The organism is Okeania sp. SIO2B3 (assembly GCF_010672525.1).
Lineage (GTDB): Bacteria > Cyanobacteriota > Cyanobacteriia > Cyanobacteriales > Microcoleaceae > Okeania.
This window is the reverse complement of the sequence record NZ_JAAHGH010000020.1, coordinates 79,121-101,662: the sequence shown is the minus strand read 5'-3', so window position 1 is coordinate 101,662 and position 22,542 is coordinate 79,121. Positions and strand designations below refer to the sequence as shown.

General features: G+C 38.0%; 16 protein-coding genes. 10 read left to right on the top strand and 6 right to left on the bottom strand.

Features of this window, described 5'->3' with window-relative positions:
* The coding region (locus F6K15_RS16995) for a tail fiber protein (RefSeq protein ID WP_293062662.1) at window positions 1–779 on the top strand (779 nt) is incomplete at its 5' end.
* A gap of 711 nt (window positions 780–1,490) precedes the next feature.
* On the top strand, window positions 1,491–2,024 hold the full coding sequence (gene msrA, locus F6K15_RS16990; RefSeq protein WP_293062660.1) for a peptide-methionine (S)-S-oxide reductase MsrA: 534 nt from the start codon (window positions 1,491–1,493) through the stop codon (window positions 2,022–2,024).
* A gap of 279 nt (window positions 2,025–2,303) precedes the next feature.
* On the opposite strand, the gene F6K15_RS16985 is transcribed toward msrA, so the two are convergent.
* Window positions 2,304–3,044, bottom strand: a complete 741-nt coding sequence (locus F6K15_RS16985) for a dienelactone hydrolase family protein (RefSeq protein WP_293062659.1) — start codon at window positions 3,042–3,044, stop codon at window positions 2,304–2,306.
* Between the two features lie 519 nt (window positions 3,045–3,563).
* Between F6K15_RS16985 and F6K15_RS16980 the strand changes: the two genes are divergently transcribed.
* The gene (locus F6K15_RS16980; RefSeq protein ID WP_293062657.1) at window positions 3,564–4,001 is read left to right on the top strand and encodes a hypothetical protein; all 438 of its coding nucleotides are present in this window, start codon (window positions 3,564–3,566) and stop codon (window positions 3,999–4,001) included.
* A gap of 376 nt (window positions 4,002–4,377) precedes the next feature.
* Here the strand turns inward: F6K15_RS16980 and miaB are convergent, their stop codons facing one another.
* On the bottom strand, window positions 4,378–5,733 hold the full coding sequence (miaB, locus tag F6K15_RS16975) for a tRNA (N6-isopentenyl adenosine(37)-C2)-methylthiotransferase MiaB (protein ID WP_293062656.1): 1,356 nt from the start codon (window positions 5,731–5,733) through the stop codon (window positions 4,378–4,380).
* Window positions 5,734–6,108: 375 nt separating this feature from the next.
* Here miaB and F6K15_RS16970 point away from each other — a divergent pair, with 375 nt between their 5' ends.
* From F6K15_RS16970 to F6K15_RS16960, 3 genes are all read left to right on the top strand, one after another.
* Complete coding sequence (locus F6K15_RS16970) at window positions 6,109–6,387, top strand: hypothetical protein (RefSeq protein WP_293062655.1); 279 nt, start codon at window positions 6,109–6,111, stop codon at window positions 6,385–6,387.
* A 784-nt stretch (window positions 6,388–7,171) separates the two neighbouring features.
* Window positions 7,172–7,363, top strand: coding sequence for a DUF4089 domain-containing protein (locus F6K15_RS16965; RefSeq protein ID WP_293062654.1), 192 nt, complete (start codon window positions 7,172–7,174; stop codon window positions 7,361–7,363).
* 178 nt (window positions 7,364–7,541) lie between these two features.
* Window positions 7,542–8,924 (top strand): AtzE family amidohydrolase, encoded by a 1,383-nt coding sequence (locus F6K15_RS16960; protein ID WP_293062653.1) that lies wholly within the window; start codon window positions 7,542–7,544, stop codon window positions 8,922–8,924.
* 163 nt (window positions 8,925–9,087) lie between these two features.
* Here the strand turns inward: F6K15_RS16960 and F6K15_RS16955 are convergent, their stop codons facing one another.
* Window positions 9,088–9,939, bottom strand: coding sequence for a lysophospholipid acyltransferase family protein (locus F6K15_RS16955; RefSeq protein ID WP_293062651.1), 852 nt, complete (start codon window positions 9,937–9,939; stop codon window positions 9,088–9,090).
* Between the two features lie 386 nt (window positions 9,940–10,325).
* On the opposite strand from F6K15_RS16955, the gene F6K15_RS16950 reads away from it, so the two are divergent.
* The gene (locus tag F6K15_RS16950; protein WP_293062649.1) at window positions 10,326–16,346 is read left to right on the top strand and encodes a phytase; all 6,021 of its coding nucleotides are present in this window, start codon (window positions 10,326–10,328) and stop codon (window positions 16,344–16,346) included.
* Between the two features lie 301 nt (window positions 16,347–16,647).
* Here F6K15_RS16950 and F6K15_RS16945 read toward each other — a convergent pair whose 3' ends face one another.
* Entirely contained in the window at window positions 16,648–16,833 is a 186-nt protein-coding gene (locus tag F6K15_RS16945) for a hypothetical protein (protein ID WP_293062648.1), read from the bottom strand.
* Complete coding sequence (locus F6K15_RS16940) at window positions 16,830–17,402, bottom strand: zeta toxin family protein (RefSeq protein ID WP_293062647.1); 573 nt, start codon at window positions 17,400–17,402, stop codon at window positions 16,830–16,832. Before F6K15_RS16940 ends, F6K15_RS16945 begins: the two co-directional genes overlap by 4 nt.
* Before the next feature lie 408 nt (window positions 17,403–17,810).
* Here F6K15_RS16940 and F6K15_RS16935 point away from each other — a divergent pair, with 408 nt between their 5' ends.
* From F6K15_RS16935 to purN, 3 genes are all read left to right on the top strand, one after another.
* Entirely contained in the window at window positions 17,811–19,136 is a 1,326-nt protein-coding gene (locus F6K15_RS16935; RefSeq protein WP_293062646.1) for an AAA family ATPase, read from the top strand.
* The gene (locus F6K15_RS16930) at window positions 19,133–19,792 is read left to right on the top strand and encodes a retron system putative HNH endonuclease (protein ID WP_293062644.1); all 660 of its coding nucleotides are present in this window, start codon (window positions 19,133–19,135) and stop codon (window positions 19,790–19,792) included. The genes F6K15_RS16935 and F6K15_RS16930 overlap by 4 nt, the downstream gene beginning before the upstream one ends.
* Before the next feature lie 514 nt (window positions 19,793–20,306).
* On the top strand, window positions 20,307–20,957 hold the full coding sequence (gene purN / locus F6K15_RS16925) for a phosphoribosylglycinamide formyltransferase (RefSeq protein ID WP_293062642.1): 651 nt from the start codon (window positions 20,307–20,309) through the stop codon (window positions 20,955–20,957).
* Between the two features lie 416 nt (window positions 20,958–21,373).
* Here the strand turns inward: purN and galT are convergent, their stop codons facing one another.
* Complete coding sequence (gene galT / locus F6K15_RS16920) at window positions 21,374–22,384, bottom strand: galactose-1-phosphate uridylyltransferase (protein WP_363268127.1); 1,011 nt, start codon at window positions 22,382–22,384, stop codon at window positions 21,374–21,376.
* Window positions 22,385–22,542: the final 158 nt, after the last annotated feature.

Below are 22,542 nucleotides of genomic sequence, written 5' to 3'. Positions count from 1 at the left end.
TGGCTGGTCCAGCAGGTCCAGTAGGTCCGGCAGGTCCAGTAGGTCCGGCAGGTGTACCAGGAACTCCAGGATTAGATGGTGCTCCTGGTCTGGCCGGTCCAGCAGGTCCAGTAGGTCCGGCAGGTGTGCCAGGAACTCCAGGATTAGATGGTGCTCCTGGTCCAGTGGGTCCAGTAGGTCCAGTAGGTCCTGCTGGTGCTCCTGGCCTTCCTGGTCTATCCGCTCAAGTAGGTCCACCACTGGCTTATATAATTGCAACAGAGGATGCTCCTGCAGGTTTCTTCCCTGGAGAAGTAGTTTTGTTTGCTGGTACTGCAGCTCCTCCAGGATTCTTATCTCTTGAGGGTCAGTTATTACCCATCGCTGGAAACGAATCTCTATTCCGGGTATTAGGAACTTTATATGGTGGTGATGGAGTCACTAACTTTGCTCTTCCAAATCTCGTAGGTGTTAGTCCTGTTGGCCGACCTACAAGTGTAGAAGCTGTTCCTGCAGGCGGCGGTCCTACACTGTTAGTGGATTTAGGAAATGGCAATATAGTACCTGCTAACACGGTATTTGGAGATGTTGTAACTAATACAGGGGAGCTTGTAGACCTCGCAGATCTTCCAACTAACGATGTAACGTTGCTCCAACAATTGCAGGCATTGCAACTAGATGCACTGACTGTAAATGAAATGATACAAGAAGGTGGAGAGGAAATGAACTTTGCACCAGAGGCACCACCAGAGGCACCACCAGAGGCACCACCCCTATTCGTTCAAACTACTACAAATTGATGTGTTTGAGACTTGACAGTTGAGTTTTATCTCAACGTTGGTTGAAGACCCGCGCTCTCCGGTCAGGGGAGCGTCGGGATGTTTGCGCAGCATTCCGCAGGAAAAACCAATCAATTTTGCGGCGCATGCCAATAGTGTGTTAGACTTAAAAAAAGGCTGCTGGGCTAGCAGTGTCAGTCTGTGGAGCGACCGTAAGACCGAAAAGAGGCTTGACCTTGGAGGTTGGTGCATTGTTAGCGCAGCTCCTCTGCAAGAGGCAGCAGAAAGAACTAATCAGCGATGGTTAGGAATCCCGCGCTTTCACGCAAGTGCAGCGTCGGGAGGATGTCAATAGTCAATTCTCATAAATGAATAAAAAAAAGACCTTGTGGGTATTAGAAACCTGCAAGGTTTTTTTTAGTAAAAAATTAGAATCTGAATTCTAGCGGTTTTCACAAAGGTAGACTAAAGTAAAAACTATAGATATACCTGAAGTTTAATAAGTTGCAGAAATAGTTGTATTCTATATTAATGAGGACTGCTGCTTTTTGGCATAGTGGCGATCGCGGTAGTGTTGCGTAGGAATATCGCTCTTTTTTCTTCACCTTGATGATACCCACTCCGATGCTACCGGACTTGATATGACTGGTTTGAACTGAAGATTGCTATTCCCTAATCAGTTTACAATAATACTTAATGGAAATTATAGCCAAAATTTGGAGGCAAAAATTCATGTTAGATACAATTGTATTGGGTGGCGGATGTTTCTGGTGTGTAGAATCTGTCTTTCTGTCTGTCGCAGGGGTTAAAGAGGCAGAATCTGGTTATGCTGGAGGAAATACTAAGAATCCTGACTATAGATCTATATGTTCTGGAAAAACAGGCCATGCTGAGGTGGTAAAAGTTACCTTTGACTCTGAGAAAATATCACTGCGTGAAATATTAGAAATATTTTTTGTGACTCACGATCCCACAACACTTAACAGACAGGGGAATGATGTTGGTACTCAGTATCGTTCAATTATTATGTGTCACTCCCAAGAACAAAAAGATATTGCTCAAGAAGTTATTTCGACTTTGGATAATAATGGCACGTTTAATAATCCGATCGTAACTGAAGTGGTTGATTTGAAGGAATATTATAGAGCTGAGGAGTACCATCAAAACTACTTTAACAAGAATCCTAATCAACCTTATTGTGTATTTTCCATTCCTCCAAAGTTGCAAAAACTCAAGAAATATTTCCCAGATAAGGTATCTGCATAAAGAGTTTTCGTATTCTTATTAAGAATAAGTTTGGCGATCTTAGGTTGGGAAAAGTGAACTTTCTGTTTTACTGTGTTCTACCCAAGCTATACTAAATTATGAGACGTTGCTGATGGGTTGCTATGATTTTTCTTTAATGGCAATTTAGGGACGGATCGCGCACGCGAATCACTTAACTATTAACTGAAAAGGATTTTAGATTTTGCCAAATTGAGGTTTCATAGCTTGATTCAGCAACGCCAATTATCATTAATTAACTAAAATAGTGTTTTCTTTCTATTAATTGTCAAACACACGATTAAAGAAAGGTATTATTTGAGACCAAGCTGAAGTACTGGCAGCGGAGTCATAACGATAACCGTCATCACGCATAAAAGTATGTTCCGCTTCATATAAGAAAATTTGATGAGCTATACTCTCTTGTTCCAAAGCATGAGCTACGGTTTGGCGATCGCCTTCTGGTGTATGACGGTCTTGAGTACCGAATACTATGAGCATCTCACCTTGAATTTCATTCACTCGTTTAATTGTATCAGCAACTCCCTTACCTAATTTGCCACTGGGAACACCAGTCGGGTAACAACAAACTGTGGCTTTTATCTCTTTTTCAAAAGCAGCGCGAAATGCTAAATGCCCACCAATACAAAAACCCATAGCACCTATTTTATCCTCAGCAACTGAACTTTCTGTTTTGAGAAATTCGATCGCAGTTCTGGTATCCGCATCATATTCAGCTATTTTAGTTCGACGTGCATTGTCATTACCCCGCATTCGCCCCAGGTCATCTGGCTCAATGACGAAACCAACTGGCTCAGTACGATGAAAAATTTCTGGGGCAGCTACTACATAACCATAACCAGCTAAATAATTAGCTAGACGAATTATCGGACTTCCTAATTGATAGATATCACTGTAGAATACAATACCTGGATATACTCCGTCTGGTTTGGGAGTTACTACATATACACGCATTAAACTATCATCAACTCTTAACTCGATGTTACGTTTAGTAATTTGCACCTATTATCTCCATTATTGTCTTGAGGAATTTTTCTACAATACAGCTTAACTTTAGCAAAGTTCCGTAATTTATCGGGGATATTTACTTGATAAAATCTATACTTTGAAGGCTTGTATTCCTTATATCAAATCCGGTAGCATCGATATAAAATCTTTTGAAGGTAGGAGTCAGGAGTAGGGGCGTTAACGATTGTTATGCGCAAGCATAACAATCGTTAACGCCTGTACAGGAGGGAAAACAGTTATCAAGATTTGGCAATGGTGAAGATGGACAATATTTTTATACCTAATTAAACGGGTTTTATTTTAAACATTAGACTATAAGTGATTTTATGGAGCTACTTTTGCGATAATTGATTTTCAAAAAATTGTCCGGAAAAATTCAGTATTTTCTAGGTTGATTTTTGCTAATTTTTAGTCAACAATAGTATTAATGAAGTTAAACAGCAATGAAAGTAATAATTCATTGTGATGAAGCTATAAATTTTCAATACTAATTTACATCTCAAGGAGCTTGCCGTGAATTTACTTAAAATCAATCAAAAAATTTTTCAATTAGGAGTATTTACACTGGGTACATTTGCCTTATTAACTTCCTCATCTAAAGTTTTAGCTTCTAACCCAGAAAAAATTGAAAATAAATCTATATTACTTACTCAAGCATCCCGTGAAGATTGGCGTATTTGCCAGAAAAAAGGAGAGAATTGGTCTGAGGTAAAATACTTTGAATCGAAAAATTATTTTGCTAATATTTGTCGTAGTGGTAATGGTCAATTAACTTTAGTAGCTGGTGCAAAATCAAATCCTAATAAACTTTTAGAATTACCTGTGAGTGGTGAACAAGGATATTTAGCTATTGATGGAAGTAAAACTTTTATGATAGACAATAGTCATTTTAGTATGGCTATAAACGGAATGGTTGTTAGGAAAGAACAAGTAACTTACAGAGGGGAGTAAATTTACCAATTCCTTGATTAAAGAAGAGATATTTTCACAATTACCTCTGAGTTATTATGGCATTGTTTGTAGTTCATAAAATTTCATTCTTTCGTTAAATATTACTCTTAATCAAAGGGTTAATTACTGAATTAAATAGAATATTTCTGTCTCTACAAATTTAGCAAATTATCTGGGTGCAACTTATCAGTCATCAGTCATCAGTCATCAGTTAATATTTTTAACCGGTTCGTTTCAGACCCCGACGCTTCTGGTTGAAAAGCGCGTAGTTTACCTTGATGGCGGGTCTGTAGACTCCGATATTCTTTTCTTCGGGATCTCTCATGATAATAACTGATAACTGTTCACTGATTCACTAAACCCATCCTTACAACTGTTAAACCACCACTAACTGCTTAACTTCTCCTGTCAAACTAAAAGGACGTACTTCCGTAATTTTCACTTTTACTAACTTACCCTTCAACTCATTAATATCCCCCTCAAAAAATGTCAGACGGTTTCCACGGGTACGACCCATAACTTGAGCAGAATTTTTATGGTTAGTATCTTCAACCAAAATTTCTTCAGTACGACCCATATAACGTAGCGATCGCTCTGCAGCTTTCACACCCACTAAATGATTCAACCGTTGCAGTCTATCCGCTTTCACTTCTTCACTTATTTGATTTTCCCATAAAGCTGCTGGAGTTCCCGGTCTAGGAGAATAAGCAGCAGTATTCAATAGGTCAAACCCTATCTCCTCAACCAACTTCAGCGTATTCTCAAACTGTGCTTCCGTTTCTCCAGGAAAACCTACTATTGCGTCAGCACTAATAGAAGCATCAGGCATTAGTTCCCGAATTTTATCAATAATTCGGCGATATTTTTCATGGGTATAACCTCTTGCCATCGCCTTCAATAATTGATTATCCCCAGACTGAAAGGGAATATGAAAATGTTCGCACACCTTGGGCAACTCAGCACAAGCTTTAATTAAACGTTCAGTGAAATAGCGGGGGTGACTGGTAGCAAAGCGGATACGCTCAACACCTGATACATCATGCACATAGTAAAGTAAATCTGTGAATGTGTGTTTATTGCGTCCTTCTGCTGTCACTCCCGGTAAGTCGCGTCCATAAGCATCAATATTTTGCCCTAACAATGTTATTTCTTGATAACCTTGTTGCCCCAACTCCTCCATTTCAGCCAGAATAGCTTCAGGATAGCGAGACTGCTCCACACCGCGCACACTGGGAACAACACAATAGGTGCAGTGTTCGTTGCAACCATAAATTATATTTACCCAAGCAGTGACTTTGCTATCCCGTCTGGGTTTAGTGATGTCTTCCACAATGTGAATTGGTTCGGTTGCAACTACTTGGTTGCCATTGAATACTTGTTCTAATAAGTCTTGGAGACGGTTAGCGTGTTGAGGTCCCATCACTAAGTCTAGTTCGGGTACTCGTCGCAGTAGTGCTTCTCCTTCCTGTTGGGCAACACACCCGGAAACAATAAGAGTGAGGTCTGGTTGTTTGTGTTTGCGTTTTGCTTGTCTACCCAGGTAAGAATAGACTTTTTGTTCAGCATTGTCACGAATGCTGCAGGTGTTGTATAAAATAATACTGGCTTCATTAGGGTCTTCTGAGGAGATAAAACCCATATTATCTAGGATACCTGCCATGCGTTCAGAGTCAGCTTTGTTCATTTGACAGCCGAAAGTAGTAATGTGATAGCGACGGGGAGTTGTGGTCATAGTAAATTATTGAGATAAATGAATATTCTAAGTACAGAACAAAGGTTATAACATATTTTATGATGTTGAATAAACAATTGAGAGTATCGTCCTGACTGCCATCATTAATAGACATAGGTGTGGAAACTAAGTTTTTACCCAGGTATAATAAGGTTTTGAGATTAATTATATCCAGAGGTCTAATACAAATCATTTCATAAGTCATATTTAGATGTGGCGGAGAACTTCTACGTTAGCAAATGGCCATTCGCCCCTACAGTGGTCTACCGAAATGAAAACTCATAAAAAGAATTAAATAATATGAATCAATGTCCGATATGTAAGACGAAATATACAGAAGAAAAAGTTAATTATTGCTAAACTTGTAATTGGGATTTGACTCCATATCCAATAACTTTTCCCGGTCAAATAACAGAGTCTTTTATTCAGAAGGAGAAGGCGAAAATTTCTTGGGCTAAGAATTGGGAACAAGAAAAGAGAAAATTTTTGTCTCAAATAGAAGAATTAAATCAAGCACATTCCAGTCTACAAGCTCAGAAAGATAAAATTGAAGAACGATTAGAAAATTATCATCATAAATGCTCTCAACTGCAAAGTATTGAACTATTGGATTACTATCTTCCCATTCGTCAAGTTTATCCTCAATTTCTATGACTTTTTCATCTTGCGAAAGTATTGAACTATTGGATTACTATCTTCCCATTCGTCAAGTTTATCCTCAATTTATATGACTTTTTCATCTTGCGAACGCGCCTTTTCTCCCAGAACGCAATATAATAGAAAGGCTACCGGAACATGAAGATTTAAAGGCTCAATTGCTCCTTTTTCCATATCTTGGGCAAGCTCCTTACCCAAACTTGTCGGACAAATAATTACCGAATTATTAATTATTAATAATTAATAATTAAATAATTCTGGTTTAAAGCCGACCCTTTTAAGGGGAAAAAAGAAATAATATTTCCTGATATTCAATCAAGGACGGTTTTAACCAGAGGTAATTATCCATTATCAATTATCAATTAATGAATAACCAACTAGAATTTTGGGCCAACAGTAGTAAATACAGATTTAGATACATTAGAAGCTTGGGCGATCGCTCTGAGAAAAACCCTAGATACAGAGCTAGAAGTGCTGAATAACTGGTTGACCCATCTAGAAAATTTATCAGTGCCACCAAAAATGAAGCAGAAAATTAGGGATAGGGTCAAATCCATTCAACAAACTAATAATGAAAAATCTCAATCTGTAAGGGCGAATGGCCATTCGCCCCTACTACTAGAAATAACCGTGCGTATTTGTAGCAAACATTGATGGCGCTTGGTATAATAAACAACCTTCTACAGGATGTCTAAAATTGGTTGGGGTTTGTAGATACAAAGTGGCTGATCGGAGACTATCCATATCTACTTCTTCCCTCTTGAAGATTACTAATTGAATTATGAAAAACATAGAAAAATATATCGAAATTACAGCGCAGCTAATAAATTTACAATTACAACCAGAACACCTCCCTGGTGTAGTAGAAAATCTGGAAAAAATTACAGCGATCGCTCAATTAGTCATAGACTTTCCCCTACCACCAGAAATAGAACCAGCACCAAAATTTGACCCAGAAAAATTAGAGCATTGATATAGCTACAAAAACTGGTGATAGTGCATTGTAATTATTTTTGTTACCAGACACAGTAGTGGGAGCATCTTGCTCCCTCGCGAGTATGATTCCCGCACTAAGCATTGTTCATCTGCATATACCATTACTATGCAGAACTACCCAAAAACTTTCTTACTTTTTTACCTATTAAACCAAAATGACTATCAAATTTAATCAAATAGATGCAATGGCGATCGCCACAGCCATCAAAACAGGCGAAACCACAGCTCAAACAATAGTAACTAAATGCTTACAACAAATTAACCAGCACAACCAAACCCTAAACTGCTTCACTGCTATTACTGCAGAAACCGCACTTAACACTGCCAAACAAATAGACACAGAAATTGCTCAAGGCAAAAATCCTGGTATCCTAGCAGGGGTGCCCTTTGCAGTCAAAAATCTCTACGACATCGCAGGTATAACCACCCTCGCTGGAGCCAAAATAAACGCCGAAAACCAACCCGCAACAGAAGACGCAACCGCCGTCGCTAAACTCAAACAAGCAGGAGCAATTCTTGTTGGGACCCTGAATATGGATGAATACGCCTACGGTTTCGTAACAGAAAATAGCCACTATGGCGCAACACATAATCCTCACGACCTTACCCGCATCTCCGGGGGGTCATCCGGTGGCTCTGCTGCTGCCGTTGCTGCAGGGTTAGTACCTATAACTCTCGGTTCCGATACCAACGGTTCTATCCGCGTGCCAGCCTCCTTATGCGGTGTTTTCGGATTTAAACCCACTTATGGACGCTTATCGCGAGCAGGGGTTTTTCTGTTTGCCAGTAGTTTAGACCATGTCGGACATTTTGCTCGCTCTGTAAAAGATATCGCAACAGTTTATGATGTTTTACAGGGGTCAGATATTAGAGACCCAGTTTGTACCCATCGTACTCCGGAAGCTTGTTTGCCTCAACTCAATCAAAATATTGAAAATTTACGCATTGCGGTTGCTGACGGTCACTTTGCCACAGGTGGGGAGCCAGAAGTTTTCGCAGCAGTTGAACAGGTGGCGACAGCATTAGGAGTAACTAGACGGGTGACTATACCGGAGGCACACCGAGCTAGAGCTGCTGCTTATATTATTACTGCTGCTGAGGGGGCGAATTTACATTTAGAGAATTTACGCACCCGTCCCCAAGATTTCGATCCAGCAACTCGTGATCGCTTTTTAGCTGGTGCTTTAATGCCAGCAGACTGGTATATTCAAGCTCAACGTTTCCGCCGTTGGTATCAAGGTTGTGTTGGAGAAATATTTAAGGAAGTAGATATTATTCTGGCTCCCACTACTCCCCGTGTTGCACCGCTATTAGGGCAGGAAAAAATGACTATTGCTGGGGAGGAGGTGTTAGTGCGTCCAAATTTAGGTTTGTATACGCAACCTTTATCTTTTATTGGGTTGCCAGTTTTGTCAGTACCCATCCGTCGTACTAATGGTTTACCTTTGGGGGTACAAATTATTGCTGCGCCTGATAATGAAGCGTTGATTTTACGGGTAGCAGCAGCGTTGGAGATGGAAGGAATAATTGCATTGTAGTTTATAGAACCTAGTTTGGTATCTTTGTCGGCGATTCAGTTTTTTGCCAGTCCTCAGGAGTCAAGAGGACTGAGTCATATCATGTCCGGATAATCTAAAAAAAACCTTTTGGCTTTGAACCTTTGCCCAGTTTTCAGCCGTTCAAAGTATATACCGTACTAAATTATGAAGTGGATAACACTAATTGGTCTAATTCTTGTTGCATTTGGGTCATAACTCGCTCATAACAAGCATCAACATAATCGCGATCGCTAGCTGCGGAGCGTCCATAACGCTCAAATACAATGGGAGGACAAACTCGGGTATGAATTTTTACTGGCAAAGGGAAATTAGGTAAAGGCCCAATAGCTAATCCCCAGGGTAATCCAATATAGATAGGAAACACTTCTGGGTCGAGACCAAATAACCAAGGCAAACCCCATTCATGGAGCTGTTTCACTTGTTCATAAACATCTGCTAGCACAATTAAAGTATCGTGGGCACCATGAGAAATCATTGGTACAATAGGCACCTCTTCACGCAAAGCCAACTTAATAAAGCCTTTACGCCCAGCAAAATAGATTTTATTTCGCATAGAATGAGGACGGAAAACATCTGGGCCGCCACCAGGATAAACAGCCACAGAGGCATTTCTTTGGAAAGCAGCGATCGCCATTTTCGGATGTGCTCTAACTGCCCCACATTGTACTGCTAAGGGAGTGGTAGGAAAAACTGACCAGGCATTCTGGTGCATAAGTCCATAAACCAAACGCTCTGCACCAAACCTTTTAAACCAGTCATACATACACATATGCATATCTGGAGCGGGTAAACCACCATTATGAGATCCAACTATCAGTATTTTTTCATCTCTAGGAATATGATGCCAGCCATTGGTTTGAACTCGAAAATAATAACGATAAAACCATTCCCATAATGGCATCAAAGATTCAATTACTTTGGGATCGCGGTCATCTAAAGACCAACCATCATAAGGTTGACGAGAGTTTTGTTTATTGACAGTAAACACTGGCATCTATAAATTTGTTATTTTACTCGTAATCTTAATAATTATATCAGAACTTACACAAAAATACTATAATCCAGAATATTGGGCAGCTTTTACGTTGTATGCAACGCCCCTACATAAAAATAATTAACATTAACTGGGCTGCTAATTAGCAAAAAAGTTATTCTAGCTGTGTTAATTACTTAATAACTGAAATGTTACCTAAGTATAGCATTAATGCATGGGAATTGGTATAAATGATATATAAGGTGAAACAGTCAACTATTTAGATTTGAATCTTTTTAGACTGTACCAATAAACAAAATTTAACCTCAACATAAGCAGAGTTTAAATTATCACCTCTAAAATCCCATTACGGTTATTTCTGTAAATAATTTAAGGATTCTTAATTTATGCCAAATCCAATCCGCTTTGCCACCTTCAACGCATCTCTAAACCGCAACGAAGAAGGTGAATTAATCACAGACTTTTCTACACAAGAAAACGAACAAGCACAGACAGTAGCAGAAATTATTCAAAGAGTCAATCCTGATGTTTTATTAGTTAATGAATTTGATTTTGATTCAGAAGGAACTGCTGCCGATCTATTCCGGGATAACTATTTAGAAATAAGTCAAAATGGAGTAGATCCTGTAGAATATCCTTTCGTATATTTTGCTCCTTCTAATACAGGTATTTCTTCTGGTTTTGACTTAGATAATAATGAGGAAATAGTCACAACACCAGGTGAATTTGGTTATGGGAATGATGCTTTTGGTTTTGGCAATTTTCCCGGTCAATTCGGAATGGTTTTATATTCAAAATATCCTATTGTTGAAGAGGAAGTAAGAACTTTTCAAAACTTTCTCTGGAAAGATATGCCAGGTGCATTATTACCAGATAATCTTGATACACCTGAACCTAATGATTGGTATTCGGAGGAAGAATTAGAGGTATTTCGTCTTTCTTCTAAGAGTCATTGGGATGTGCCGATAAATGTGAATGGGGAGATAGTTCATGTTTTAGTTAGTCATCCTACTCCGCCAGTTTTTGATGGGGAGGAAGATAGAAATGGCAGAAGAAATCACGATGAAATTAGGTTTTGGGCAGATTATGTTACTCCTGGAGAAGGAGGTTATATTTATGATGATGCAGGAAATTTTGGTGGTTTAAATTCTGGTAATTCTTTTGTGATTATGGGAGACCAAAATGCTGACCCAGTTGATGGGGATAGTTTCAATAATGCTATTAATCAATTATTAGAAAATCCTCTGGTTAATACTTCAGTAACTCCTGGTAGTGAGGGGGGAGTTGATGCTACAGACCGTCAAGGGGGAGAAAGTGTAAATCATGGAGGCAACCCTGCTTTTGATACAGCAGATTTTAATGATGCGGAAGGTACTTCTGGAAATTTACGAGTTGATTATGTTTTGCCTTCAATAGATCAAGAAATAGTTGATGCTGCTGTTTTTTGGCCGGAGGAAAATGACTCTTTATTTGATTTAGTGGGAGATTTTCCTTTTCCTAGTTCAGACCATCGTTTGGTTTGGGCAGATGTTACTAATGAAAATCGTCAAACTGTCACAAATATTGAGTTTATTGGGGGGGTAGAATTTGAGACTGGATTGGAATTTGAAGGTACAGAAGTAGGGGGTATTTCTGGTATTAGTTATGATAAAGGTTCAGGAATTTATTATGCTATTTCTGATGACCGGAGTGAATTTAATGATGCCCGCTTTTATACTGTTGATATTGATTTGAGTGATGGTTCTCTTGATGATGGAGATGTTGAATTTACAGATTTTACTACTCTATTAAATGGTGATGGAGTACCATTCCCAGAACTTGGAGTTGACCCAGAAGGAATTGCTTTTGATGGTGAGAATTTATTCATATCTTCGGAAGGAGATGTTAATAATAATATCGACCCATTTGTTAATCTATTTTCCCTAACAGGAGAACAATTAAATGAGTTGACAATTCCAGATAAATTTTTAGCAAATGAAAATGGAACTGAAGGCATCAGAAATAACTTGGCTTTTGAAAGTTTAACTATTACTCCAGATCGACGTTATCTCTACACGGCAACTGAAAATGCTTTAGTGCAAGATGGTGAGATTTCTACTCTGGAAGATGAGGGTACTTCTCGGATTATTAAATATGATTTAGAAACTGGGGAAGCTGTCAAAGAATTTCTCTATTTTATTGACCCTATTTCTGATGCTCCAGCACTAGCAGATGGTTTTGCTGTTAATGGTTTAGTTGAATTACTTGCTCTAGATAATAGTGACACTTTGTTAGCTTTAGAAAGGTCTTTTTCTGTTGGAGTTGGTAATAATATCCGTCTCTACGAAGTTCAGTTACAAAATACAACTAATATCCAAAATTTTGACGGTTTAATTAATCCAGATGACCCCGATGGAGAGCTATTTGATGTTGATGCTGTTGCAGAAAAACGATTATTATTAGATTTTGCAGAGTTAGGCATTACTTTAGATAATGATGAAGGGATGGCATTCGGACCAGTTTTGCCTGATGGGTCTCAATCTTTGGTGGTAGTTAGTGATAATAATTTTAATAATGTAACTCCTCAAGTTACTCAATTTTTAGGTTTCTCCCTAGATATTGATAGTATTCCTGCTGTTTATCCTACTGTTGAAACTCCAGATACAAACAGAATTGAAACAGGTATTGATTCAGACGATCCAGCAATTTATGTTCATCCTAATAACCCCAACCAAAGTTTAGTTATTAGTACATTAAAAGATGCTGGTTTAGCAGTTTACGATTTAAACGGTGAAGTTTTACAAGAAATTTCTCCTGATACTCCTGGGGATGTTCGTTATAACAATGTCGATATTGTTTATAACTTCCAAATAGGAGATGAAACAGTAGATTTAGCAGTGGCAACTGACCGGGCAAATGATACTTTAGCAATTTGGAGTATTGACCCTCAAAGTCGTCAACTTACTAATATTACTGCGACCGATATTAGCAACCCTGAAGTTTCAATTTTTGGTGTAGATGATGGGGAACAAACTGCTTATGGTTTAGCAACTTATACTAATCCTAATACTGGGGAAACTTACGCTTATGTTAGTCAGGCAGATGGCGACCAAATTGCTCAATTAGAGTTAACAAGTAACGAAGATGGAACGGTAAGTGCCTCAGAAGTTCGTCGTCTAGATGTACCTATTCCAGAAGGTGGAGAATTGGATGATGCTCAAGTGGAAGGAATGGTAGTAGACCAAGAATTAGGATTTCTTTATGTTGGTCAAGAAAACTTCGGTATTTGGAAATTTGATGCAGAAGTTGGTGGTAGTGATGAAGGAATTTTAGTTGATGAAATTGGAGAAAATCTTCAAGCGGATGTAGAAGGTTTAACTATTTATTATGCTGAGAATGGCAATGGTTATTTATTAGCTTCTAGTCAGGGAGATAATACTTTTGCCGTTTATGAAAGGGAAGGCAATAACGAATATATTGGTAACTTCTTTGTAGGAGATTTTGCCAATATTGATGGAGCACAAGAATCTGACGGTGCAGATGTTATTAACTTGCCTTTAGGTAACAATTACCCCAACGGTTTATTAGTAGTTCAAGACGGAGCAAATGAACCAGAAGCAGTTAGTCAAGATCCAGAAGATGGAGAAATTCAAAACTTCAATACCAACTTTAAATTTATCCCCTGGGAAAATGTGGCAACTGCCTTTGAAGAACCTCTAGAAATTGACCCTTTCAGTTATAACCCTCGGCAAATATCAGACAGTCTAATTAATGGCATTGCCAGTGGCGACACTACTCAAACTTCAACAGTGTTATGGGCAAATAGTAATTCCCCTGGAGAAATAACATTTGAAGTTGCTACAAACCCTGACTTTACTAACATTATTCAAACAGTTAATAGCAACCTAACAAATGCTCCAGTCAAAGTCGAAATAACAGAATTAAACCCCGACACCGAATATTATTATCGAGTTACTGATGCAGCAGGTTCAACAGAAATAGGAGAATTTAACACAGCAGCAGAATTAGGTAATCAAACTGGCTTAAAATTTGGAGTCTCCGGAGACTGGCGAGGCGAACTTGCTCCCTATCCAGCTATTGCTAATGCTGATGAAGCAGACTTAGACTTCTTCGTCTTACATGGCGACACAATATATGCCGATATTCCCTCTCCAGCAGTACCACAACCACAGGCAGAAACAATAGAAGAATTTAGGGCCAAACATGAAGAAGTATATGGCGATCGCTTCGGTGAAAATACTTGGGCAGACCTCCGTGCTACTACATCAATTTTGGCCACAATAGACGACCGTGAAGTTATCAACGACTTTTCCGGTGGTGCCCCCGCAAATAGTGACCCCCGCTTCCCAGAAACACAAGGGTTAATTAACGACACTGAACTCTATGAAAATGGTCTACAAGCATTCCAGGAATTTAATCCTTTGCAAGATGAATTTTATGGAAATACAGGAGAAGACCGCACCGCAGGAGAACGGAAACTATATCGTTATAATACCTTCGGCAGCGATGCAGCTACTTTTGTTTTAGACGCTCGTTCCTTCCGAGACCAAGAATTAGAACCTGCCGAAGTAACACCACAAGGCATTGCAGAATTTCTGGCAGCTTCCTTTAACCCCGACCGCACAATGTTAGGAGAACCCCAACTAGAAGACCTGAAAAACGACTTACTCCAGGCAGAAAACAACGATATTACCTGGAAATTCGTCATGGTCCCCGAACCTATCCAAAACTTGGGAACTGCAGCAGCAAGCGCTCGCTTTGAAGGTTATGCTGCCGAACGAACAGAAATTCTCAAATTTATCGACGATAACGATATCAATAATGTGGTATTCGTGGCGGCAGATATTCACGGTACCGTAGTTAATAACCTGACTTATCAAGAAGAGTTTGGTGGAGAACAAATAGCTACTAATGCTTTTGAAATTACTACAGGTTCCGTTGCTTTTGAACCTCCATTCGGTCCCAGCGTAGTTGAGTTATCTGCCGCATTCAATCTTTTGACTCCTGAAGAAGTAGCTTTTTATGAGAGTTTGCCAGTCATCGGCGATGGTGGTAGTGAAATTAATGACAAAGATGATTTTATCAAGTCATTGTTAAATGAGGAGTTAGCAACCTTTGGTTATGACCCCATTGGTCTGAACGATAATTTAGAAATAGCAGACGGTCAAATTGATGCCACTCTAGTTCAAGGTGACTACACTGCCACTCATACCTTTGGTTGGACAGAATTTGAAATTGACCCGGAAACTCAACAGTTACGCGTTGTCACTTATGGCGTGGAACCCTACACAGAGGAAGAGTTATTAGCAAACCCAGAAAATGTTATTAACCGTCCACTACAGGTAGTAAGTGAATTTGTAGTTAACCCCGCTGAAACCATTGAACCAATAATAGTAAGTATTGATGTTGAACCGGAAACTGTTAGTGAAAATGCAGGTCAATACAGCCTAACTTTCAATTTAAGTCAAGCTGCTCCAGAAGGAGGTTTACGGGTAATTTGGTCAGAAACAGATGCTGATGATGCTTTTGGCGATATTGAGTTTCCTCCTGAGTTAACCAATGCTTCTAACCTAGAACAACTCCAAGCAGCAGGGGATGAACTCGCGCGTTCCGCTATTACCATTGAGGAAGGGGCAACTACAGCGACTGTTACCTGGACAACTATTCCGGATGAGGAGTCGGAAGGCGAAGAAACCACAACTATTGAATTGATAGAAACAGAAGACTATGTCGTCGATGCAGAAAACCAAGTTGCTCAAGTCACTATTGTTGATGCAGTTGCTCAAGAAATTATTGGTACTCCAGAAGATGAACGTCTTAACGGTAACTTTGGAGATGATACCATCACAGGTCTAGCAGGAGATGACACTCTTGTTGGTGGTGGTGGTGACGACTTAATTATTGGCAGTCGTGGCGATGACTTCCTTTATGGTCAGGATAACGATGATGTTTTAGAAGGTCGTCTTGGTATTGACTTTCTCTTTGGAGGAGATGGTAACGATGAAATGAATGGCGGTCAAGGACGCGATCGCCTCAATGGTGGAAGTGGAGATGACACTCTATCTGGTGGTGCTAGTATTGACCGTTTTATCTTTGCGACAAGTCAGGAATTTGATGCTGATGATATTGGTGTGGATGAAATTACTGATTTTGTTGTGGGTCAAGATAAAATTCTCCTGAGTCAAACAACTTTTGCAGCTATTAACGATATCGAAACAGAATTTGCCACTGTTACCAGTAATAATGCTGCTGCAACTTCCGATGCTGTTATTGTTTACAATAGTAATAGTGGTGCATTATTCTACAACCCTAATGGTAGTGCTGGTGGTTTTGGTGATGGCGCTCAGTTTGCCACTTTGAGTAATGGAGCATTGCTTGAAGTTGAGGACTTTGTTATCAGAGGGTAATAAGACCTAACCCCCCAACCCCCTTCCCTGCAAGGGAAGGGAAAGTTTCTCGCCTCTCCTTGCAGAAAAGTAGTGGAGCGTTTCAACTAAAATAGTGCATTAGATGCGTCGTTGCGTTTAGCGCAGCTTTGCGATAGCAAACAACAGTGTTTGCTAGCATTCCGTAGGAAAGCAATCTCTAGTGCGTTACGCTTCGCTAACGCACCGAAATCTTTTATCAGTTATTATTTATTAGTTATCAGCACCTCAAACAGAACCAGAGGTAATTATCCATTATTAATTATTAATTATTAATTATTAATTATTCATCCCATTCCTTGTCCAAGATTAATGGGATTTTTTGTGGAGGTACAATAACTACTTTTCCATCTTGCCAAATAGCGATCGACTCTCCTAATTTTCGGTGTCTTTCTATGGCTTCAGCAATGGCTTTATTGACACCTTTATGGATTCTTTCTGACAATAATTTAGGTTGCTCATTATTCATAGTTTTATCTCCATAATTTGAGAATAAGTTTTAGGTTGATAAATAATCGGTGTTTGGTTAATTCCTTTTTCTGCAATTAATTGACTGGGAAAGTTAGTGTTATTAAAAATTACCCAAGTATCACACAAAGGAAGATAAGATTCAATTAAATTTTTTTGTCCTCGATAATAACGACGGATTATAACATCTTCAGGGATATTATGTCCCCCGCTTGCTACTCTTTGTTTAACTCTAGCGATCGCTAATTGCGGATTATTTAACCATAAGTAAATGAGATTGATTTGATAACTTTTGTTTTGACATTGCTGGAGAAAGCGTATGTAATTCAAACCAGACAAGGTAGTTTCAAAGGCAAAGTTAACTTGATTTTGGCATAAGTAGTTTAGCCTTTTTATCATTAATTTTCCTGCTTGAATAGCAACGCTTTCTTGGCGAAATGGCGATAAACCAGAAGCAATTTCATCAGCGTTGACGTATTCATAAATGTTTAGGAAATAGGGTAATATTTGTTTGGCTGTGGTAGTTTTTCCTGAACCGTTACATCCTCCAATTATATATAATTCTGGCATAGTTTAGTTTATTTCAACCCATAACAGTTTGTTTCTTATGGCTATATTACAGCAGTTTTCATTTGAATAGACCACAGTAGGGACATTGTATGCAACGTCCCTATAGGGTTATCATTACATAAGTGGTACGAGTACCCTACCTGTCCGAAAATATAAGGAACGGGAACGGGCAAGATAAGCTAATACGCATTTTAAATGCGTATAGCAAGTCAAAAGTTAAAAGTCAAAAGTCAAAATTGATAAGGGTTGTATAGTCAAATAGATAAACAATCAATATGTGGTTTAAATGCTTAACAGCTTACCCATTCCACAAAACTATTAAAATCATCGCGCATTTATGCAATGCCTCATTTTTTTAGTGTGGTTTATTGACCTGAAAACTGCTGTAAAACTTCTAATTTATAACTGATGAAAATTAAACGTTTAGAAATCAAGTGTTTTAGAGGAATAAAGAATTTAACTATTGATTTTTCCACCACAGAACCTACTGTATTTATTGGAATTAATGGTGTAGGTAAATCTAGGATTTTAGACTGTATAGCAATTCTCTTTTCTTGGCTTTTAGTTAGAATTCAGTATGAACCAAAAAAGACAACACACGATTTAGATTTAGATGATGATGATTATATAGATAAATCAGAAGGCAGATATTTTAGTCAACAGGATGTTACAAATGGATGTGAAGAAACCAAGTGTGAAAGTATATTTTCAATTAACTGTGAAATCATCTTTTCAATTGATGGTTTAGAAAATCAAATAGGTTTAGCTCAAAACAACGGTGGAGGTTGGGGAATATCTATAAAATCACCATCAATAGCAGATGATATTCGTACTAAACTGAAAGATAATTCTCAACTTAATATTCCTCTAATTGTTTACTATCCTGTTAATCGCTTTGTACTTGATTTACCGATAAAAATTGAAGAAAATTATGGGTTTAGACAAGTTGATGCTTATGAAGATGCACTTAGTGGAACACAAATTAATTTTGGTGGCTTTTTTAAATGGTTTAGAATAATAGAAGACACCGAAAATGAAGAACGTCGAGATAATCCAGAATATCGCGATCGCCTACTTCAAGCAGTTAGAGAAGCTATCTATTCTATATTAGGAAAAAATGATTTTAATGATTTTAGAGCGCGTCGCAAACCTCGCCCAAGAATGACAATAAAAAAACAAGACCAAGAACTTGATATTCAACAACTATCTGATGGAGAAAAAAACTTATTAGCATTAGTAGGTGACTTAGCAAGACGTTTAGCAATAGCTAATCCTAGTTTAGGTAATCCCTTAAAAGCGAGTAGTGTGGTATTAATAGATGAAATTGAACAACATTTACATCCTGCTTGGCAGCGTCAAGTAATTCCCAAACTAACAGAAACATTTCCTAATTGTCAATTTATTATTACTACTCACTCTCCACAAGTTGTCAGTCAAATCAAACCGAATAGCGTTTATATTTTGGAAAAAATAGATGATAATGTCATTCTTAAACATCCTTCTAGTTCCTTCGGTAGAGATAGTAATCGTATTTTAGAAGACTTAATGAAAGTTCCTGAACGTCCCCAAGAAATAAAAGAAAAATTGATGGAATTATTTCGATTAATAGATAGTGGAAATCTTGATTCAGCTAGACAACTACGGCTAGAAATTGAAGAAGAAATAGGTACTGATGAACCAGAATTTGTCAGAGCAGATATATTGATGCGTCGGCGGGAGATTTTGAAGAAGTGAAGTATATAAAAAAAGGTGACGAACCTGAAGATTTAGCAAAATTTAAAGCGTCTGCTAATGAAGACTGGCAACCTACTTATAATGATTTAAGGAGCAAAGAAAAAACTAATATTCATCAAAAATTACTTGAGGAACAAGGTTATATTTGTTGTTACTGTGGCATGGAAATTGATAAGAAAAATAGTCATATAGAACATCTCAAACCCCGTAGCATTTTTCCTGAAGATCAGCTAAATTATAATAATTTATTAGCATCGTGCCAACGTGAAAGAGAAAAGAAAGAACCTCCCCATTGTGGTGTCAAAAAAGCAGATTGGTATGAAGAAAAGTTGATGGTTTCCCCTTTAGAACCTAACTGTGGTGATTTTTTTCGCTATACTGGTTCTGGAGAAATTTTACCCACTAATGTTTTAGATAAAAAAGAAAAAGAAATTGCTCTGAAAACAATTGATAAATTAGGATTAGATATTGATAAGTTGAATGCAATGCGTAAAGCAGCAATTGATGGTATATTAGAAGTTGTAGAAAATCTTGAAAAATCAGAAATCAAGGAATTACTAGATAGTTTTGATAAATTGGATAATCAAGGTAAGTACATCCCTTTTTGTCCAGTAATTACTTACATTATTCAAGAATATTTTCTTGGGGAAAAATGAACTGAAATTTTAAGAATTTAGGATATTTTGAAAGAAGCGATCGCTCCAGTTTTACAAGACTTTTCAGATTGATAAACCATTATACCTCCAATATGATTTGGGAGTTGTTTAATATAGCGCTGTGCGCAGGCAACAGGAGGAAGAAATTGCTGATAATATAAGACTTTTAGCTATTGGACAGTTCCTGTCATTTGTAAATATTCCAGCGCACATTGTTATATTGTATCGCAGGAAAGCGGGGAGTAGGGGAGATGGGGAGTGCCAAGTATTCCTCTTTGCTGTAAATATTACGGGAGCAGCAGTTATTCCCTCTTCCTTTTTCTTTCTTCCTTCTTACTTCTCGGCCATGTTTGTTACGAGAACAGTGGGAGCATCTTGCTCTTGTGCCAGATATTCCTCTTTGCTGTAAATATTACGGGAGCAGCAGTTATTCCCTCTTCCTTTTTCCTTCTTCCTTCTTACTTCTTCCTTCTGCTATATAATCTAAACAATTTCCACTATTTAACTTGAAAAAATGACAACAGAAGCTCAACAATTCAATTCTAATTCTTTTCTAATTTCTCCAGCTATCCCCGATCATTTTTCGGCAAAAAATTCTCCTTTAAAATTAGGAATTCTTGCCTCTGGAAGTGGTAGTAATTTTGAGGCTATTATGGAAGCAATAAATAATCAAACATTAAATGCCCAAGTTCAAGTAATGATTTATAATAATCCTGGAGCAAAGGTTAAAACAAGAGCAGAAAAATGGGGCGTGCCGACAATATTATTAAATCATCGAGAATGCAAAAATAGAGAAAAATTTGACGGCAAAATTGTTGAAACTCTACAAGAATATGATGTAGAGTGGGTAATTATGGCTGGTTGGATGCGAATTGTTACTAAAGTTTTAATAGATGCTTTTCCTAATCAAGTTATCAATATTCATCCCAGTTTATTACCTAGTTTTCGAGGTATTAAAGCCATAGAACAAGCATTAGAAGCTGGAGTAAAAATAACTGGTTGTACGGTACATTTAGTAGATGTAGAAGTAGATAATGGTCCGATTTTAATGCAGGCGGCTGTACCAATTTTGCCTGACGATACACCAGAAACTTTGCACGAAAGAATTCAAATACAAGAACATCAAATTATTGTCGGAGCTATTGCTCTTGCTGCATCAACTTAGAAGGCAGAAGGAAGAAGGAAGAAGAATGTTTTCCTTTCCGAAAAATTGTAGTTTAAAGCCTCCTCTTTTAAGGGGAGTTCATTAATGGATAATGGATAATTGATAATTACCTCTGGTTAAAAACGTTACAAAATTGAATATAAGGAAATATTATTTCTTCTCTTTGTCCATTGGATATGGCTCTGAGACCTCGCCATCCCACCCTACGGGAAGCTCCGCTTTTTCCTGACGGAATGCTCCGCAAACATGTCGCGTAGCGTTAACGAAGTTGTGCGCCAGCAAAACGACCTCTTTTTTCCCCTTAAAAGGAGAGGCTTCAAGGCGTGAATTATTTAATTATTAATTATTCATTATTCGGTAATTGTTAATTATTCATTATTCATTATTCATTATTAATTGTTGAATATTCCCTGCTATTAAGTAGTTAAAAATTCTGCATCTAGTTCTGGAAGGGAGGGATTAATTCTAATACCAGAAGCAATTTCAAAACCTGCCGGTGTAGTAAGTCGAGGTTCAATTAGACAATACCAATGTACTTGAGGTTCTTCTGCTTTATAACGAGCCGCAGTGTTAATTACATAATTATAATCTGGGTCGTTTAATTTTTCTGATAATTTGGTGAGAATATTTTTGAGAATTAATGCAAAATCAGATTTTTCTTGCTCTGAAATACTACCAAAATCACCTTGATGTTCTTTTGGCATTATCCAGATTTCAAAAGGTGCTTTAGCAGCAAAGGGAATAAAAGCTAAAAAGGATGAATTTTCCTCAATTACTCGCGTTTTATTTTGTTTTTCAAATGCTAATATTTCACAGTATAAACAGTGCCCAAATTCATCATAATATCTTTGAGCTTCTTCTTCTTGCCAGCGCCGATGTTGGGGAACAATGCTAGTAGCAATAATTTGAGAATGGGGATGGCGTAAAGAAGCACCTGCTTTTTTACCATGGTTTCTAAATATAATCACCATCATACTTTCATCTATTTCCATAAGTTCGATGTAACGTTGATGGTAAGTATCAATTATTATCTCTACTTCTTGGATAGACATTGTGGGAATATCTTGACTATGATCTGCACTTTCAATAATTACTTCATGTCTACCATAACCAGGCATGGTCAGATAAATTCCTTCTAATTTTCTATCGGTATTTTCATCGGGGGTTAAAGCGGGAAATCTATTAGGAATAACCCGCACTTGCCAGTTAGTATTTTCTGGGTTTTGTTTTTCTAACAAAATACCTCCTAGACGCTCTTCGTTACCAGGACAAAAAGGGCAGTTTGGAGAGTGACTTTCTACTTTTTCTTGTACTATATCTTCTTGTTGAAAGTCCTGGGGACGTTTGCCTCGGTTTGGTGCATAAATAACCCATTCTCTTGTGGTTTTGTTGAGCCGAATGTGACTTTTGTTCATATTATTTAGCAATCTTATTTGAGTTGTGAGATATAGCGCTGGGCACAGGCAACAGGCAACAGGCAACAGGGGGAATAAAAAGCCGATTTTATCAGACTTTTAACTATTGGACAGTTCCTGCAATTTGTACATAAGCCAGCGCACATTATTGTAGATTTTAGGGAATAATT

Coding starts and splice junctions, on each gene's coding strand:
- msrA (WP_293062660.1), top strand. CDS start 1,491: ATGTTAGATACAATTGTATTGGGTGGCGGATGTTTCTGGTGTGTAGAA.
- miaB (WP_293062656.1), bottom strand. CDS start 5,733: ATGACCACAACTCCCCGTCGCTATCACATTACTACTTTCGGCTGTCAA.
- F6K15_RS16965 (WP_293062654.1), top strand. CDS start 7,172: ATGAAAAACATAGAAAAATATATCGAAATTACAGCGCAGCTAATAAAT.
- F6K15_RS16960 (WP_293062653.1), top strand. CDS start 7,542: ATGACTATCAAATTTAATCAAATAGATGCAATGGCGATCGCCACAGCC.
- F6K15_RS16955 (WP_293062651.1), bottom strand. CDS start 9,939: ATGCCAGTGTTTACTGTCAATAAACAAAACTCTCGTCAACCTTATGAT.
- F6K15_RS16950 (WP_293062649.1), top strand. CDS start 10,326: ATGCCAAATCCAATCCGCTTTGCCACCTTCAACGCATCTCTAAACCGC.
- F6K15_RS16945 (WP_293062648.1), bottom strand. CDS start 16,833: ATGAATAATGAGCAACCTAAATTATTGTCAGAAAGAATCCATAAAGGT.
- F6K15_RS16940 (WP_293062647.1), bottom strand. CDS start 17,402: ATGCCAGAATTATATATAATTGGAGGATGTAACGGTTCAGGAAAAACT.
- F6K15_RS16935 (WP_293062646.1), top strand. CDS start 17,811: ATGAAAATTAAACGTTTAGAAATCAAGTGTTTTAGAGGAATAAAGAAT.
- purN (WP_293062642.1), top strand. CDS start 20,307: ATGACAACAGAAGCTCAACAATTCAATTCTAATTCTTTTCTAATTTCT.